Below are 15,040 nucleotides of genomic sequence, written 5' to 3'. Positions count from 1 at the left end.
GCCCGCAGCTGCGGGATCCCTCGACGGGCCGGGGTTCCGTCGTTCAGGCGTGCGGGTGCGGGTGCGTCCGCTCGAGCGAGGCGCCCTCGATGTCGACGTCGGGCAGCAGCCGGTCGAGCCAGCGGGGCAGCCACCAGGCGGAGCGGCCGAGCAGGTGCATCAGAGCGGGCATCAGCAGCATCCGGACGACGAAGGCGTCGAGGAGCACACCGAACGCGAGGCCGAAGCCCATCGAGCGGATGATGGTCGACTCCGAGAAGATGAAGCCGCCGAACACCGCCACCATGATCAGCGCGGCGGCGATCACGACGGACTTGCCGGCCTGGAAGCCCTGCGCCACGGCGAGGCGGGCGTTCGCGCCGTGCACGTACGCCTCCCGCATCCCCGACGCGAGGAAGAGCTGGTAGTCCATCGCGAGCCCGAAGAGGATGCCGACGAGGATCACGGGCAGGAAGCTCAGGATCGGGCCGGTGGCGTGCAGGCCGATCAGGTCGGCGCCCCAGCCGAACTGGAACACCGCGGTGATCAGGCCGTAGGTCGCGAACAGCGACAGGATGAAGCCTCCCGTGGCGATGACCGGGACGAGCAGCGAGCGGAACACCATGATCATGATGAGCAGCGAGAGCCCGACGACGACCGCCAGGTAGGTCGGCAGGACCGCGTTGAGCCCCTCCGAGATGTCGATGTTCGTCGCGGCCTGGCCGGCGACTCCGAGCACGATGCCGTCACCCACGGGAGGCAGGTCGCGGAGGTCCTGCACGAGCTGCTCGGTGGAGGCGCTGTTGGGGCCCTCGGCGGGCAGCACCTGGAAGGCCAGGAGCGTGCCGTCGTCGGACGTGGCGACGGGCGCGACGGCGACCACGTCGTCCTGCTCGGCGATCGTGCGGGCGATGTCGACCTGCGTGCGCAGGAGGTCGTCGTCGGCGACTCCGCTCGGCACGGAGGCGCTGACGAGCAGCGGGCCGTTCGCGCCGGCGCCGAACTCGTCGCCCACGATCTCGAAGGCGCGGGCGCTGGTCGAGCCCTCGGGCTCGCTGGAGCCGTCGGGCAGGCCGAGGCGCATCGAGAGCGACGGGATCGCGATGATCAGCAGGGCGACGATCGTGCCGACGACCGTGACGACGGCGCGGACGGTCGACATGGGCCGGGCGGGCGGGAGCACCTTCTGCTCACCGATGGCGGCGCGGGCCTTGCGGCGCAGGAGTCGCGTGCCGAGGAGGCCGAGGATCGCGGGCGCGAGGGTGATCGCGATGAGCACGGCCACCGCGACGCAGATCGCGCCGACGGTGCCCATGAGCGCGAGGAACGGGATGCCGGTGATGTTCAGGGCGAGCAGTGCGACGACGACGGTCGAGCCGGCGAAGACGACCGCGGTGCCGGAGGTGCCGTTGGCCAGTCCGATCGACTCGCGGACCTCGACTCCCGCGAGCAGCTGCCTCCGGTGCCGGTTCACGATGAAGAGGGAGTAGTCGATGCCGACCGCGAGGCCGAGCATCACGCCGAGGACGGGGGTGACCGACGCCATGTCGATGACGCCCGAGAAGGCGAGGGAGGCGGTGACGCCCACGCCGACTCCGACCAGGGCGGTCACGATCGGGAGGGCCGCGGCGACGAGGGAGCCGAGCATCACGATGAGGACGACCGCCGCGAACACGAGGCCGACGACCTCGCCGACTCCGAAGATCTGCGGGACGCCCTGGGCGAGGTCGGTCGCGAAGCTGACGTCGGCGCCGGCGACCGGGGACTCCTCGAAGTGGTCGACGACGCCCTGCTTGACCTCCTCGGACAGCTCGAGGCGCGGATCGGTGAACGAGATGTTCACGATGGCGGTGGAGCCGTCGTCGGACACGACCCCGATGCCGTCGGCGTAGCCGAGCAGCTCCTCGCCGAGGTCGAGTGGCTCGGCGCCGGCCTCGAGCTCCTGGCGCGAGGCGTCGAGGGTCGCCTGCTGCTCGTCGAGGAGCGCCTTCTGCGGGTCGAGCTGAGCCTGCTGCGCGTCGATCGCCGCGAGCTGCTGCGCCGGCGCGCCGGCCGCCACGGCCTGCTCACGGGCGGCGGTGAGCTGCTGCTGCGCGGCGTCGAGCTGCGCGCGGCCGGCGTCGAGCTGCGCCTGCCCGGCCTCCAGCTGCTCCTCCCCCGCCTCGAGCTGCGCGCGGCCGTCGGCCAGCTGCGCGGCTCCGTCGAGCTGCGACTGCCGCGCCTGGAACGGATCGACGACCGCGGCCACCCCGTCGAGGTCGGCGGCGGAGGCGGCGAGCGCCGAGATCGCGGACTCCTGCTCGGCGGTCAGGGCCGAGCCGTCGTCGGTGCGGTAGACGACCGTGCCGGTGCCGCCCGCCGTGTCGGGCAGCTTCTCGGCGAGCTGATCGGTGACCGCGCCGGACGCCGTGCCCGGGATGTCGAAGCTGTTGGTCAGCGTGCCGCCGGCCGCGAGGAACGCGCCCACCGAGACTCCGAGGATCACGACCCAGGCGACGATCACCGCCCACGCGCGACGAGCGGCGAACGAGCCGAGACGGAAGAGCAGGGTGGCCACGGAGGTCTCCTGACGCGCGGGGGAAGGGGGGACGCGCTAGATCATACGGTACGTCTCGTCTAGGCAATGGGAGTAGCCTGAGAACATGACGGAGCATCGGAGCGGCCCGGTCCGCAGCGTCGCGGCGCGCGAATCGGTCCTCGAGGCGACGGCGCGGCTCTTCGCTCAGCAGGGCTGGGACCACCTCACGATGGAGGGCATCGCCAAGGAGGCGGGTGTCTCGAAGCAGACGGTCTACCGCTGGTGGCCCTCACGCGGGGCGCTGATCGCCGACTGCATGATCGACGGCCGCCTCGTCGCGATCGAGATCGAGATCGCCGACACGGGCGACCTGCGCCGCGACCTGGAGGACTGGCTCACGCCGATCCTGGAGCTCGCCGCGACCGAGCAGGGCACGACCCTCATCCGCTCGCTCGTCGCGGCCGGGTCCGAGGACGCCGCGGTCGGCGAGCGGCTCATCGACGCGTTCGGAGTCGACCAGACGCTGTCGGAGCGGTTCGCGAGCGCGGTGCGCGCCGGTCAGCTGCCCGAGGACACCCCGGTCGACGAGATCGGCTACGCGATCCTCGGCGCGATCGTCCTGCCGACGGTCGGCCGGCGGCAGAGCGTGCCGGCATCGGTGCGGCGGCTGGTCGACTTCCTGGTGCGGCCGGCGTAGCGGCCCGTCAGGACGAGGAGCGGTTCGACCCGTGTGGAGCGACGGGCGCGAACCCCTGCTCGCGAAGCAGGTGCTTGATGCCGTCGTGCTCGTCGAAGAGGTAGGCCCGCGCGAGCAACTCGGTGAAGCGCCGCGCCGCCGTCGGGTCCTGCTCGTCCACGGGAACCGTGAGCGTGCGGGGCGGTTGCTCCCGGATCACCAGAGCGTTGGCCACGAGGATCGCGGTCCTCTTGTTCCCGTCCATGAACGGCTGGGCCTTCGCCAGGTGCACGAACAGGGCCAGCGCCCGCTCGGACGTGTCGGGCTCCTCCAGGGCCCGATCGACGATCCGCTGCACTCCGACGAGGTCGGGGGCCGCGGGCTCGTGCCGGCCGAACGGCGTGCTGACACCGATCCTGTCGTCGTCGCGGCGGAACCGCCCGGGATGCAGCGCGGCGCTGCGGGTGAGCTGCGCGTTCACGTCGCGGACGTACGCGGCATCGATCGGTCGGTCGCGGGTGTCGATGATGAACTGCGACGCGTCGCGGAGATCCTCCAGCAGCGCGAGGTCCGAGCGCGAGGTGACACCCGTCAGATCGCCCGACCGCAGGAAGTTCTCGGTGTCGAGGCGTCCGGTGGACAGGCCGTCGAAGACCTTGCCCGACGAGTACACGACAGCGGCGAGGTCGGCGACCACGAGGTCGGTCATGAGCGGCCCCTTCCTCGAACAGCGGATGCGCGCTCGACTCTACCCAGACGCAGCGATCAGTCCCCCGTCGGGAACGGGTCGGAGTAGCGGGCCCACGCCCGCGGCCCCGCCAGCAGCTCCGACGGGGTCAGCAGGCACTCCGCGAGCGCCGACGTGACCCGCCGCGCCTCGAGCGAGAGGCCGTAGAGCACCAGCTCCTGCCCGGTGACGACCTCCGAGAGGTCGAGGTCGGCGGGGGTCGGCGAGAGGCCGAGCACCTCCCCCACGCTCGACCACGACAGGGCGCGCTCGGCGCGGGTGGCGAGGGTGACGAAGCCGCGCGAGCGCACGACGTCGCCGACCCGCTGCGGGAACTGCTCGACGAGCGCGCCGAGGCGGCCCGGGTGGAACGGCCGCGGGTCGCGGAACACCACGGTGCCGAGCGGCACCTCCGACGAGAGGCGCAGGGCCCGGCGCCCGCCGAGCTCGCCGATCCAGCCGGGCGCGCGCCGCACGCGCCGGAGTGCCTCGACCGGCACCGGAGGCGGCACGACGCGGCCGGCGGTGAGCGCGGCGAGCGAGACGGCCGACGCGGAGGGGGCGAGGAGGGCGATCAGTGCGAGACCGGCCTCGTGGGCCGCCCGCTCCCCCTCCGCCGGGCCCGCGACGACGACGAGGGTGCTCCACTCGAGCTGCTCGACGAGCCGCTCGACGGCGGTCACGCCGGGCTCGGGACCCGAGAAGTCGTCCGCGGTCCGCACCGCGACCCAGAGGGCGGCCGGCTCGACCACCGTCACCACGTGCCCGAGGCAGAGCGGCGCGCAGCCGTCCTCGAGGAGCGCGGCGAGCTGCTCGAGCGGGGCGTGATCGGAGGTGGTGCCCGGTCCGCAGAAGTGCACGAACGCGGCCGCCTCCACGGGCTCGAGCTGCCGGTCGTTCTCGACGACGTGGCCCTCGAGCCGCAGGGCGAGCAGCGCGGCGATGCGGCGGCGCCGCTCCGGGTCGCCGTCGCTGACGATCGAGACGACGGAGCGCTCGGCTGGCATGGGTCCTCCTCCTGGCCCGGTCGGCACCGGACGGGCATACCCTACTATCGAGAACTGTTCTCATTAACATCGACAGCACGGAGGAACGCATGAAGGTCCGCAACTCGCTCAAGAACCTCAAGGACCAGCCCGGCTCGCAGATCGTGCGGCGCCGCGGCCGGGTGTTCGTGATCAACAAGCAGAACCCGCGGCTGAAGGCGCGTCAGGGCTGACACCGGGAGTCACATCGATTCGACCCCGGCCGGGCGGGCTGCTTCACTACCTAGCATGAGTAGGGATTGCATCGTCGTCGGGGCCGGCCTCTTCGGGACCGCCACCGCGCTGCACCTCGCGCAAGCGGGAGCGCGGGTCGTGCTGGTCGACTCCGGAGCCGCCGCGCAGGGCACCACCGCCGCGGGGGCCGGCTTCGTCGGCCTCTGGGCCGCGGGCTACGCCTGGTACTGGAACGAGTCGGAGCGCGACCTCGAGCAGTACGGCATCGACTTCTACCGCGGGCTCGCCGGGCCGATCCACCTGCGCGAGACCGGCAGCGCCTGGCTCGCCGTGACGGAGGAAGGGGTCCGCGACCACCTCGGACCCCTCGCCGCGCATCCGCTGCGCCCCGAGGGAGCCCGGTCGCTCTCGCCCGACGAGGCAGCCGAGCTCGTGCCCGGGCTCGACCCGGCGGCCGTCGCCGGCGGCTTCGCGCACCCCGGCGGCATCCAGATCAGCGCTCCGGATGCGGGGCTCGCGCTCGTCGCCGCGGCCCGCGCCGCGGGGGTCGAGGTGATCGAGCACACCGCCGTCGCCGAGGTCGTCGCGGCGGACGGGCGCGCGAGCGGGGTGCGCACGGCCGACGGTCGGGTCCTCGGCGCCGACGCGGTCGTGCTCGCCGCGGGGTCGTGGACGAACGCGCTCCTCGCCCCGCTCGGCCGGCGGCTGCCGTTGGCGCGCGTGGTCGCGAGCCGGCTGACCACGCGGCCCTTCGGACTCCCTCCGCTGCCCACGCTGATGCTGCCCGAGCTCGACGGCCTCTGGGTGCGCGAGCACCTCGGCGGCCTCACCTACGGCAACGGCGTCGGTTACGAGGCGCTCGGCGAGGCCGCCGCCGACCGCCGCCCGCAGTGCACCGACCTGATCGAGCGGATGGACGCGCACCTGGCGCCGATCCTCGCTCGCCTGCTCCCCTCCTCCGCCGACGCGGTGCGCGACACCGAGTGGACCCAGGGCGTCGTCTCGTACACCGCCGATCGGCGCTTCCTCGCCGGCCCGATCCCCGAGCTGCCCGGGCTGTTCGTCGCCGCGGGCGACAACGAGAGCGGAGTGACGCACGGGCCCGGCCTCGGCCGTCTCGTCGCCGAGCTCGTGCTCGAGGGCCGCAGCAGCCTGGGCGACGCGAGCCGGTACGCGCCCGGCCGCTTCGCTCCGCAGCCCTTCGCCGACGAGGCTGCCGTGCTCGCCGCGATGCCGCCCCGGCGCGAGGTCGACGCGGAGTCCACTCGATGAGCGGCCGCGACGTCGTCGTCGTGGGCGCGGGGCTGGTCGGAGCCGCCGCCGCCCGCTCCCTCGCCGAGCGCGGCGACCGCGTGATCGTGTTCGAGCGCTTCGAGCGCGGCCACGACCGCGGATCCTCCCACGGCGAGACGCGCATCTTCCGCCGCGGCTACCCGCAGGACGACTACCGCGCCCTCACCGGCCGAGCCGCCCGCGAGTGGGCCCGCCTCGAGCGCGAGAGCGGGCGGAGCCTCTTCACCGCGACGGGAGCGATCGACCACGGCGACGCCGAGGCCCTGCGCGCCATCGAGGACGCCTTCGCGCGCGACGACATCGCCGTGGAGCGCCTCGACGCCGCCGAGGCCTCGCTCCGCTGGCCGGGGCTCCGCTTCGAGACCGACGTGCTGCTGCACCCCGAGGGCGGGCGGCTCGACGCGGCCGCCGCGATCGAGGCGCTGCTGGCATCGGCCGAGGCGCACGGAGCGATCGTCCGCGAGCGCGCGGGCGTGCAGAGCATCGAGGAGCGCGACGGAGGCGTGCGGGTCGTCACCGACGAGGGCCCGCTCACCGCCGACGCCGTCGTCGTAGCCGGCGGATCGTGGACCCCGGCACTCGTGGGCGGACTGGTCGAGGCGGCGGGCCGGCGCCTGCCTCCGCTGCGCGTGACCCAGGAGCAGCCCGTGCACGCCACGACGGAGCTGCCGCTGGACGCGTGGCCGAGCTTCGTGCACCACCGCGGCGACCGGCCCGTGATCTACGGACTCGCGACCCCCGGAGTCGGCGTGAAGGTCGGCGAGCACGGCACCGGACGCGTCGTCGACCCCGACCACCGCGACTTCCGCCCCGAGCCCGAGCGGCACGCGCGCCTCGTCGCCTACCTCGAGGAGTGGCTGCCCGGCGTCGACGCGGCGAGCGCCGAGGCGATCAGCTGCCTCTACGACACCACCCCCACCGAGGACTTCGTGATCGACCGGGTCGGGCGGGTGGCGCTCGCCACCGGCTTCTCGGGCCACGGCTTCAAGTTCGGGCCGGTCCTCGGCGACCTGCTCGCCGATCTGGTCGACGGGGGCGAGCCGCTGGCCCGCTTCCGGCTCGGCTGAGTCCCCTTCCCCTTCCCTCCGACGAAAGCAGCAGCATGCACTCCTCCCGCGCACTCGGCGCACTCGCCCTGCTCGGCACGACCGCCCTCCTCGCCGCCTGCACCGGCGCGAGCGACGGCGGCGGCTCCTCCGACCGCCTCGTGATCGGCACGACCGACTCGATCGTCTCGCTCGACCCGGCCGGCGCCTGGGACCGCGGCAGTTTCACTCCGCAGAACCAGATCTACCAGCACCTGCTGAGCTACGAGGACGGCGACACCACGCCCGTGCCCGAGGCTGCGGAGGAGTGCGGGTTCGACGACCCGACGACGTACCGCTGCTCGATCGCGCCCGGGCTGACCTTCTCGAACGGCGACGAGCTGACCGCGTCGGACGTCGTCTTCTCGTTCCAGCGCGTGGTCGACATCGCGGCCGACAACGGGCCCTCCCCTCTGCTCGCGAACATGGAGTCGGTGGCGCAGGACGGCGAGGACGTGGTGTTCACGCTCGCGGTGCCGGACGACCAGACCTGGCCGTACGTGCTCTCGAGCATGGCCGGTCCGATCGTGGACGAGGAGGTGTACCCCGCCGACGAGCTGCTGGAAGACGCCGACGTGATCGGCTCGGGCCCCTACGCGGTCGAGAGCTACGAGGACGGCGGACTGCTGCTGCTCGCGGCGAACGAGGCCTACTCGGGCGACGCTCCCGTGACCGCGCAGGTCGTGCTGAAGCCGTACACCTCGTCGACGAACCTGCGCCTGGACGTCGAGAACGGCGGAGTCGACGTGGCCTACCGCTCGCTCACCGCGACCGACGTCGAGGACCTGCGCGACGACTCCGATCTTCAGGTCGTCGACGGCCCGGGCGGCTCGGTGCGCTTCCTCACCTTCAACGTGACCACGCAGCCGGGCGGCACTCCGGAGCAGAAGCTCGCGATCCGCCAGGCCGTCGCATCGCTCGTCGACCGCGAGGAGCTGGCGGAGCAGGTCTACCGCGGCACGTACGCACCCGCCTACTCCGTCGTGCTCGACGGGCAGACCGGCGCGACGGAGGCGTTCGCCGACGCCTACGGAGCGGCTCCCGACCCGGACGCGGCCGCCGCGCTGCTCGCCGCCGCCGGGGTGCCGGTGCCCGTCGCACTGCCGATCCAGTACACGAGCGACCACTACGGGCCCGACTCGGCCCAGGAGTACGCGCTGGTGAAGTCGCAGCTCGAGGAGTCCGGGCTGTTCACGGTCGACCTGCAGTCGACGGAGTGGACCAGCTACGTCACCGAGCTGGTGCCCGAGTCGGGCTACCCCGCGTACCAGCTCGGCTTCTTCCCGGACTACCCGGACCCCGACAACTTCCTCCGCGCGGCGTACTCGTCGACCGGCTCCTCGGTCGCGAACGGCTACGCGAGCGCCGAGGTCGACGCGCTGATCGAAACGGAGGCGACGGCCACGGACCTCGGGGCGCGCACGGCCGCGATCCAGGAGCTGCAGCGCGTGACGGCGGCCGACGCGCCGATCGTCCCGCTGCTGCAGGGCCGCGAGACGGTCGTGGCGGCGGCGGGAGTGACGGGCCTGGAGGACACGCTGGACGCGACGTACCTGTTCCGGTTCTCGGCACTGGGGAAGTAGGGGCGCGCTGCAACCGAGGGAACCCCGGACCGTCGAGACGTCCCGCTGCTGCGGGCTCCCTCGACGGGTCGGGGTTCCCTCGGTTGCGCGGTGTCAGCGGGTGAGGAGGACGGCGTCCTGCTGCCAGGGGTCGTCCTCCTCCGCGGGGACGGAGGCGGGGCGCTTCGTGCGGGCGACGGCGAGGGCGACGGTCGCGACGGTCATCGCGAGGGCGGCGGTGGTGGCCGCCGGGCCCACACTGAAGAGCAGGTTCTGCAGAATCATGCCGGGCGGGACATCGCCGCTGTAGGACCAGTTGTCGGGCAGCGTTTCGATGCCCCAAGCAGCTCCGAGCGCGAGGCCCCAGCACGTCGCGGTCCAGACGATCAGAACCGCCCAGCGTCCGCCTCTCATCGTCGCGCCACCCGCAACGCGGCGGCGGCACCGATCGAGAGCAGGCCGACCGTGATCGACGGCATCGGCAGGAAGTTCAGGAAGTACATGGCGATCTGATCGCTCGGGGATCCGGAGCTTCCGTAGACGACGGAGGAGCTGGACCAGACGAAGACGAGCGTGATCACCAGGAGGAGCACGCCTGACACCGCGAGTGCGAGAGGAACCCGCACGTCCAGAGCAGACCATTCGCGGCCGACCATCTCAGGGAACTCCTTCGGTCGGCCCTCCGGCTCGGTCGGCCGCTCATCGGAGTCGTCCTGCGGCAGGGACGGGAGGGGTTCCGGCGCCGTCGCGGTGCGCTCCGTCTGCCGCTCGAAGCCGAGCGTGCGGATCGGGTCGAGGACCGGCTCCGACGTCGGGAGCGCAGTGGTGCGCAGCTGGGTCGCGGCGGCGTCGCGGCGCCTCGGGCGGCGGAACCGCTCCTCCGCCTTCGCCGCCCGCTCGGGAGCGGGCCCGTCGTAGCCGCGCTGGAACGCGGCGTGGTAGCGCGGATCGGTCCCCGCGTCGGTGTCGTGCGTCCGGCGTGCGTCGCTCACATGTCCCCCCGGGCTCGTGCGTTCGCGCCCATCCTCCCCCACGAGCGGCGGAGGAGCGAGCGTCAGCGGGCGACCGCCGCGCGCGACGGGAGGCTCGCGACGGCCGCGCCGACGAGGAGCAGCGCGATCGTCACCGCGGTGAAGAGCGGCCAGCCGCCCGCCTCGACGACGAGGCCGAGGAGCCAGCCGCCCACTCCGGAGCCGACGTAGAAGGCGATCGTGTAGACCGCGCCGGCGTGGCCACGCAGGGCCGGAGCCGCCCGCGCGCCGGTCCACGCCGCTCCGGTCGCGTGCACGGCGAAGAAGCCGGCGGTGAGCACGACGAGGCCGGCGATCACGACGGCGACGACGTCCGAGAGCATCACGGCGAGGCCGACGACCATGGCGGCGATGCCGACGCGCATGAGCGAGCGCGGTCCGATCCGCGGAGCCCAGCGGCCGGCGAGGCGCGAGGAGACCGTGCCCGCCAGGTAGGTCGCGAACAGCAGCGAGACCAGCGCGGGCGGGAGCGCGAACGGCGGCGCCTCGAGGCGGAAGGCGAGGTAGTTGTAGACCGCGACGAACACCCCGACGACGAGCACGGTCTGCACGGCGAGCGCCAGCAGCACCGGATCGCGCAGGACGCGCACGGTCTTGGACCAGCCGCTCCCCCGCTCCGGAGCGACGGCCCGGGCCGAGGGTCCTCGGGGGGCGAGGAGCGCGAACGCGAGCGCGGCGGCGGCGCAGACCAGCGTCACGACGAGCAGCGCGGGGCGCCAGCCGAGCAGCGGAGCGAGGGGCCCGGCGATCAGGCGGCCCGCGGCTCCCCCGATCGTGGTCCCCGAGACGTAGGCCGCCGCGGCGGCCGTGGCGACCGCTCCGCCCACCCGGTCGTGGATCGCGGCGACGGCGAGGGCCGGCACCGCCCCGAGGACCGCTCCGCCGAGGAAGCGGAGCACGAGCAGCACCTCGAAGGACGGCGCGACGCAGGCGAGCAGCGCGAGGACCACCGACGAGAGCACGGCGATCCGCATCGACTCGAGCCGGCCGATCCGCTCGGCGATCGACGCCCACGGCAGCACCATCAGCGCGAGGCCGAGCGTGGCGGCCGAGACGGTGAGCGCGGCCTCGGCCGGGGTGAGCGCGAACTCGCGGGCGAGCTGCGGGAGCACGCTCTGCACGGCGTAGAGCTCGGCGAAGGTGGCGACTCCGGCGGCCAGGAGCGCGAGGGTCATGCGGAGGTCGGTGCGCTCCGCCGTCCGCGGACGCTCGACGGTGCTCATGACTGCGAGGCTAGGTCGGCTCGGAACGGATGACCAATGGCGTTCGTGGCGCGACCTATACGATTCGGACATGACCGACGACGCCGACTGGCCCGCGATCCTGAAGCTGCTGCCCGTGCTCGTGGCCGTCGCCCAGACCGGCAGCGTCACCGCCGCGGCCGAGGAGCTGGGGGTGCCGCAGCCGACGGCGAGCCGCTCGCTCGCGCGGCTGGCCGAGCTCGTGCGCACGCCGCTGGTGCGCCGCGAGGGCCGCGGAGTGGTGCTGACGGAGGCGGGGCGTCGGCTCGCCGAGGCGGCGCAGGACGGGATGGCGGTCATCCGCACGGGGCTCGCCGAGGTGCGCCAGGCCGGCGAGCTCGAGGACGGGCGGATCTCGATCGCCTTCCAGACGCTGCTCGGCGAGAGCTACGTGCCCGACGTGATCCGCCGCTTCCGCCGTCGCTGGCCGCGAGTGGGCTTCGGCCTCCGGCACGGGTCGCGGGCGCTGTGCCTTCGCGCGGTGGCCGACGGCGAGGCCGAACTCGCAATCGTCGCCGATCCGCCGACCCTGCCCGGCACCACCACGACCACCCTCTACACCGAGCCGCTGCTCGCGGTGGTGCACCACCGCCATCCGCTCGCCTCGCGCCGCTCGGTGACGGTGGAGGATCTGCGCGGGCTCGACCTGATCATGCTGTCGGCGGGCTACGGACTGCACGAGTCGGCGCGGCGGCTCCTGCGCCACGACGGCCGCGACCCGGAGCCGGTGTTCGAGGTGGGCGACTACCGGGCCGCACGCGGGCTGGCGGCAGCGGGGCTGGGGATGACGATCCTGCCCGCGAGCCCGTCCTCGATCGACGACGGGGTGCGCGAGATCCCGATCGACGACCCGCGGGCGATGCGCGAGATCGGGGTGCTGGTGGCGGACACCGGCAACCCGGTGGTGCCCGAGTTCGTGCGGGCGCTGCGGGTCGCAGCGGGAGCGCGCGGGCGGGTCGTGGGGTGACGCTCTGATGTCAAGTACAGGACACGGCAGGGCGTCGTGCAGGATGCTCGGAGAGGATCCACCCACTCCCCCTGCCGCGCACCACTGTCACCCGAGGACGGCACCGGCCATGATCCTGCTCCGCACCCACTCCAACCGCTGGATCGCGCGCGCCCGCCGTGCGGGCACCGTCGTCGGCGTCATCACGCTCGACACCGACCCGGGGCGCCCCGTCCACCGCACCGTCCGGCTCGATCCGAGCGGCGAGCGCGTGCTGCTGCGCGACACCGAGTCGCTCGAGGAGGCGTTCGCGGTGCTGCTCGCGGGCGTCGAGCGGGCCCGGCTCTCCCTGGAGGCGGAGCTCGCCGGACCCGTCGCCCCGGTCAGCGTGCGCGAGATCCTCGAGGACGCGGCGACACCGCCCGACGAGGACGGGATCGCCGCCTGAGCTAGCGCGTCGAGACGCTGCCCGTCGGCGTCGCGTCCGCGGCCGCTCCGCTCTCCTCGCGGAACAGGCGCTCCGCCTCCTCGCCGCCCACGGCCTCGCCGCGCGCGACCATGCCGGCCTGGTCCGACAGCGGGATCTGCTTGAGGAAGATCGCGAGCACGAGGGCCAGCAGGATGAACGGGATGAGGTACCAGAAGACCGGCGCGAGCGAGTCGGCGTAGGCGGTCACCACTCCGTCGCGGACCTCGTCGGGCAGGGTGCTCAGCGTCTGCGGGTCGAGGGTGGCGGCCGAGGCGCCCGCGGCGGAGTCGCCGGCTCCCGCGAAGACCGCGGTCAGCTTCTCGGTGAGCGAGTTCGTGAAGATCGTGCCGAAGATCGCGACACCCAGGGCGGCGCCGACCTCGCGGAAGTAGTTGTTCGTGCTGGTCGCCGTGCCGATCTGCTCGGCCGGGACGGCGTTCTGCACGACCAGGACCACGACCTGCATGATCAGGCCGAGCCCGGCGCCGAAGACGAACAGGTAGACGCAGATCAGCCAGATCGGGGTCTCGGCGGCGAGCGTGGTCATCGCGGTCATCGCGATCGCGGTGAGGATCGTGCCGACGATCGGGAACACCTTGTACGTGCCGGTCTTCGTGATCGCGATGCCGGACAGGATCGACGTGCCCATCAGGCCCGCCATCATCGGCAGCATCAGCAGGCCCGACGCGGCCGCGGAGGTGCCGGACGCCATCTGCAGGAACGTGGGGATGAATCCGATCGCCGCGAACATGCCCAGGCCCAGGGTCAGGCCGATCGCGGTGGCGTTGAGGAAGATCGGGTTGCGGAAGAGGCTCAACGGGATGATCGGGTCCTCAGCGCGGGACTCGACCCAGATGAAGCCGGCGACCGAGAGCACGAGGCCGGCGCCGAAGAGCCAGGTCTCGGGAGCGCCCCAGCCGTGCTGCGCGTCGCCGCCGAAGTCGCTGAAGAAGATGAGGAACGTGGTCGCGGCCGAGAGCAGCACGACTCCGGGGATGTCGATCCGCTTCTGCGCCTTCCTGCTGGGCAGGGTGAGCGCGAACCACGCGATCGCGAACGCGCCGATGCCGACCGGGATGTTGATGTAGAACGCCCACTGCCAGGTGAGGTGATCGACGAACAGGCCGCCGAGCAGGGGTCCGGCGATGGCCGAGAGGCCGAACACCGCGCCGATCGGGCCGAGGTACTTGCCGCGCTCGTTGGCCGGCACGATGTCGGCGATGATCGCCTGCGACAGGATCATCAGCCCGCCGCCGCCGAGGCCCTGCAGGGCGCGGAACACCACGAAGCTCCAGAAGTCGCCCGCGAACGCGCAGCCGACGGAGGCGATCGTGAAGAGCGCGATCGCGATCAGGAACAGGTTCCGCCGGCCGAGCACGTCGCCGAACTTGCCGTAGATCGGCATGACGATCGTGGTGGCGAGGAGGTAGGCCGTGGTGATCCAGGCCTGGTGCTCGACTCCGCCGAGCTGCCCCACGATGGTGGGCATCGCGGTCGAGACGATGGTCTGGTCGAGGCTCGAGAGCAGCATGCCGGCGATGAGCGCCGAGAAGATGATCCAGATCCTGCGCTGCGTGAGCAGGAGCGGCTTGGCGGGGGCGGTGGTCATCGGTCCTCTTCGGGGGTGACGGGAGCGGCGGGGGTGGCGGGAGCGAACAGGGCGCGGGCCTCGGCGAGGCGGGCGCGCAGGATCTCGGGGAACGGGGCCGGGGACTCGGACGTGAGCGCCTCCTCCACGGCCAGGCGCGCGACGGTGCCGACGAGCTGGACGGCCAGGCGGAGTCGCGGATCGCCCGGCTCGAGGCCCTCGCGCTCGACCGACAGGCGCTCGAGCAGGCGGTCGCGCTCGCTGCCGACCTGGAGGAGCGCGGCGAGCAGCCTGGGCTCGCGCTCGAGCAGCGCGAAGAGCTCGTGCGCGCGCTCGGGAGTGAGTCCGATGGCCTCGAAGTGCTCGATCGCGAGGTCGGCGAGCGCGTCGAGCAGGTCGTCGGACAAGCGCCCGGCCTCGCCGCCGCCGGCGAGGAAGCGCTGGGCCGCCTCGCCCTCGAGTCCGTCCTCGGGGCGGCCGAGCACGGCCTGCTCCTTCGAGGGGAAGTGGTTGAAGAAGGTGCGCCGCGAGAGCCCGACGTCGTCGCAGAGCTCGTCGACGGTGAAACCGTGCAGCCCGCGCTCGACCGCGAGCTCGCGCGCCCGGCGGGCGAGCTGTGCGCGACGCTCGGCGACCTGGAGGGCACGTGTGGTCGTTGCACTCTCGATCATGGAGTGCATTCTTGCACGAGATGCACCGATCCCG

The 15,040-nt window shown here is 73.1% G+C and carries 15 protein-coding genes; 7 read left to right on the top strand and 8 right to left on the bottom strand.

Annotation, left to right across the window (positions count from 1 at the left end; genetic code table 11):
* Positions 1-43: 43 nt before the first annotated feature.
* Positions 44-2,536: an MMPL family transporter gene (locus ASF48_RS09450; protein ID WP_055790235.1), complete on the bottom strand. Its 2,493-nt coding sequence runs from the start codon at positions 2,534-2,536 to the stop codon at positions 44-46.
* 85 nt (positions 2,537-2,621) lie between these two features.
* Between ASF48_RS09450 and ASF48_RS09445 the strand changes: the two genes are divergently transcribed.
* The gene (locus ASF48_RS09445) at positions 2,622-3,194 is read left to right on the top strand and encodes a TetR/AcrR family transcriptional regulator (protein WP_055790232.1); all 573 of its coding nucleotides are present in this window, start codon (positions 2,622-2,624) and stop codon (positions 3,192-3,194) included.
* 7 nt (positions 3,195-3,201) lie between these two features.
* Here the strand turns inward: ASF48_RS09445 and ASF48_RS09440 are convergent, their stop codons facing one another.
* Entirely contained in the window at positions 3,202-3,882 is a 681-nt protein-coding gene (locus ASF48_RS09440) for a Fic family protein (RefSeq protein ID WP_055790229.1), read from the bottom strand.
* Positions 3,883-3,938: 56 nt separating this feature from the next.
* A complete protein-coding gene (locus tag ASF48_RS09435; protein WP_055790227.1) occupies positions 3,939-4,907 on the bottom strand; it encodes a GTP-binding protein in 969 nt (322 codons plus the stop codon).
* Positions 4,908-4,996: 89 nt separating this feature from the next.
* On the opposite strand from ASF48_RS09435, the gene ykgO reads away from it, so the two are divergent.
* Genes ykgO through ASF48_RS09415 form a run of 4 tightly spaced genes read left to right on the top strand, consistent with a single transcriptional unit; the run spans position 4,997 to position 9,081 of the window.
* A complete protein-coding gene (gene ykgO / locus ASF48_RS09430) occupies positions 4,997-5,119 on the top strand; it encodes a type B 50S ribosomal protein L36 (RefSeq protein ID WP_055790224.1) in 123 nt (40 codons plus the stop codon).
* 55 nt (positions 5,120-5,174) lie between these two features.
* Positions 5,175-6,392 carry an NAD(P)/FAD-dependent oxidoreductase gene (locus ASF48_RS09425; RefSeq protein WP_055790219.1) on the top strand — a complete coding sequence of 406 codons (1,218 nt, stop codon included), beginning with the start codon at positions 5,175-5,177 and terminating at the stop codon, positions 6,390-6,392.
* Complete coding sequence (locus tag ASF48_RS09420; RefSeq protein WP_055790215.1) at positions 6,389-7,480, top strand: FAD-dependent oxidoreductase; 1,092 nt, start codon at positions 6,389-6,391, stop codon at positions 7,478-7,480. The genes ASF48_RS09425 and ASF48_RS09420 overlap by 4 nt, the downstream gene beginning before the upstream one ends.
* Positions 7,481-7,515: 35 nt before the next feature.
* On the top strand, positions 7,516-9,081 hold the full coding sequence (locus tag ASF48_RS09415; protein WP_055790212.1) for an ABC transporter substrate-binding protein: 1,566 nt from the start codon (positions 7,516-7,518) through the stop codon (positions 9,079-9,081).
* A gap of 93 nt (positions 9,082-9,174) precedes the next feature.
* Here ASF48_RS09415 and ASF48_RS09410 read toward each other — a convergent pair whose 3' ends face one another.
* From ASF48_RS09410 to ASF48_RS09400, 3 genes are all read right to left on the bottom strand, one after another.
* Positions 9,175-9,474 (bottom strand): hypothetical protein, encoded by a 300-nt coding sequence (locus ASF48_RS09410; protein ID WP_055790209.1) that lies wholly within the window; start codon positions 9,472-9,474, stop codon positions 9,175-9,177.
* Positions 9,471-10,052 carry a hypothetical protein gene (locus ASF48_RS09405; protein ID WP_055790205.1) on the bottom strand — a complete coding sequence of 194 codons (582 nt, stop codon included), beginning with the start codon at positions 10,050-10,052 and terminating at the stop codon, positions 9,471-9,473. The genes ASF48_RS09410 and ASF48_RS09405 overlap by 4 nt, the downstream gene beginning before the upstream one ends.
* A gap of 62 nt (positions 10,053-10,114) precedes the next feature.
* Entirely contained in the window at positions 10,115-11,314 is a 1,200-nt protein-coding gene (locus ASF48_RS09400; protein ID WP_055790201.1) for an MFS transporter, read from the bottom strand.
* A 70-nt stretch (positions 11,315-11,384) separates the two neighbouring features.
* On the opposite strand from ASF48_RS09400, the gene ASF48_RS09395 reads away from it, so the two are divergent.
* Positions 11,385-12,299, top strand: a complete 915-nt coding sequence (locus ASF48_RS09395; RefSeq protein WP_055790197.1) for a LysR family transcriptional regulator — start codon at positions 11,385-11,387, stop codon at positions 12,297-12,299.
* 109 nt (positions 12,300-12,408) lie between these two features.
* Positions 12,409-12,726 (top strand): hypothetical protein, encoded by a 318-nt coding sequence (locus ASF48_RS09390; protein WP_055790195.1) that lies wholly within the window; start codon positions 12,409-12,411, stop codon positions 12,724-12,726.
* Between the two features lies 1 nt (position 12,727).
* Here the strand turns inward: ASF48_RS09390 and ASF48_RS09385 are convergent, their stop codons facing one another.
* On the bottom strand, positions 12,728-14,356 hold the full coding sequence (locus ASF48_RS09385) for an MDR family MFS transporter (RefSeq protein WP_055790191.1): 1,629 nt from the start codon (positions 14,354-14,356) through the stop codon (positions 12,728-12,730).
* Positions 14,353-15,006: a TetR/AcrR family transcriptional regulator gene (locus tag ASF48_RS09380; RefSeq protein WP_055790187.1), complete on the bottom strand. Its 654-nt coding sequence runs from the start codon at positions 15,004-15,006 to the stop codon at positions 14,353-14,355. The genes ASF48_RS09385 and ASF48_RS09380 overlap by 4 nt, the downstream gene beginning before the upstream one ends.
* Positions 15,007-15,040: the final 34 nt, after the last annotated feature.

Source organism: Rathayibacter sp. Leaf299 (genome assembly GCF_001423055.1).
Taxonomy (GTDB): Bacteria; Actinomycetota; Actinomycetes; order Actinomycetales; family Microbacteriaceae; genus Rathayibacter; species Rathayibacter caricis.
This window is presented reverse-complemented; position numbering and strand designations above follow the sequence as displayed.

What these genes read in the sequence shown, in the direction of transcription:
- ASF48_RS09445 (WP_055790232.1), top strand. Translation starts at nt 2,622, where the DNA reads ATGACGGAGCATCGGAGCGGCCCGGTCCGCAGCGTCGCGGCGCGCGAA.
- ASF48_RS09440 (WP_055790229.1), bottom strand. Translation starts at nt 3,882, where the DNA reads ATGACCGACCTCGTGGTCGCCGACCTCGCCGCTGTCGTGTACTCGTCG.
- ASF48_RS09435 (WP_055790227.1), bottom strand. Translation starts at nt 4,907, where the DNA reads ATGCCAGCCGAGCGCTCCGTCGTCTCGATCGTCAGCGACGGCGACCCG.
- ykgO (WP_055790224.1), top strand. Translation starts at nt 4,997, where the DNA reads ATGAAGGTCCGCAACTCGCTCAAGAACCTCAAGGACCAGCCCGGCTCG.
- ASF48_RS09425 (WP_055790219.1), top strand. Translation starts at nt 5,175, where the DNA reads ATGAGTAGGGATTGCATCGTCGTCGGGGCCGGCCTCTTCGGGACCGCC.
- ASF48_RS09420 (WP_055790215.1), top strand. Translation starts at nt 6,389, where the DNA reads ATGAGCGGCCGCGACGTCGTCGTCGTGGGCGCGGGGCTGGTCGGAGCC.
- ASF48_RS09415 (WP_055790212.1), top strand. Translation starts at nt 7,516, where the DNA reads ATGCACTCCTCCCGCGCACTCGGCGCACTCGCCCTGCTCGGCACGACC.
- ASF48_RS09410 (WP_055790209.1), bottom strand. Translation starts at nt 9,474, where the DNA reads ATGAGAGGCGGACGCTGGGCGGTTCTGATCGTCTGGACCGCGACGTGC.
- ASF48_RS09400 (WP_055790201.1), bottom strand. Translation starts at nt 11,314, where the DNA reads ATGAGCACCGTCGAGCGTCCGCGGACGGCGGAGCGCACCGACCTCCGC.
- ASF48_RS09395 (WP_055790197.1), top strand. Translation starts at nt 11,385, where the DNA reads ATGACCGACGACGCCGACTGGCCCGCGATCCTGAAGCTGCTGCCCGTG.
- ASF48_RS09390 (WP_055790195.1), top strand. Translation starts at nt 12,409, where the DNA reads ATGATCCTGCTCCGCACCCACTCCAACCGCTGGATCGCGCGCGCCCGC.
- ASF48_RS09385 (WP_055790191.1), bottom strand. Translation starts at nt 14,356, where the DNA reads ATGACCACCGCCCCCGCCAAGCCGCTCCTGCTCACGCAGCGCAGGATC.
- ASF48_RS09380 (WP_055790187.1), bottom strand. Translation starts at nt 15,006, where the DNA reads ATGATCGAGAGTGCAACGACCACACGTGCCCTCCAGGTCGCCGAGCGT.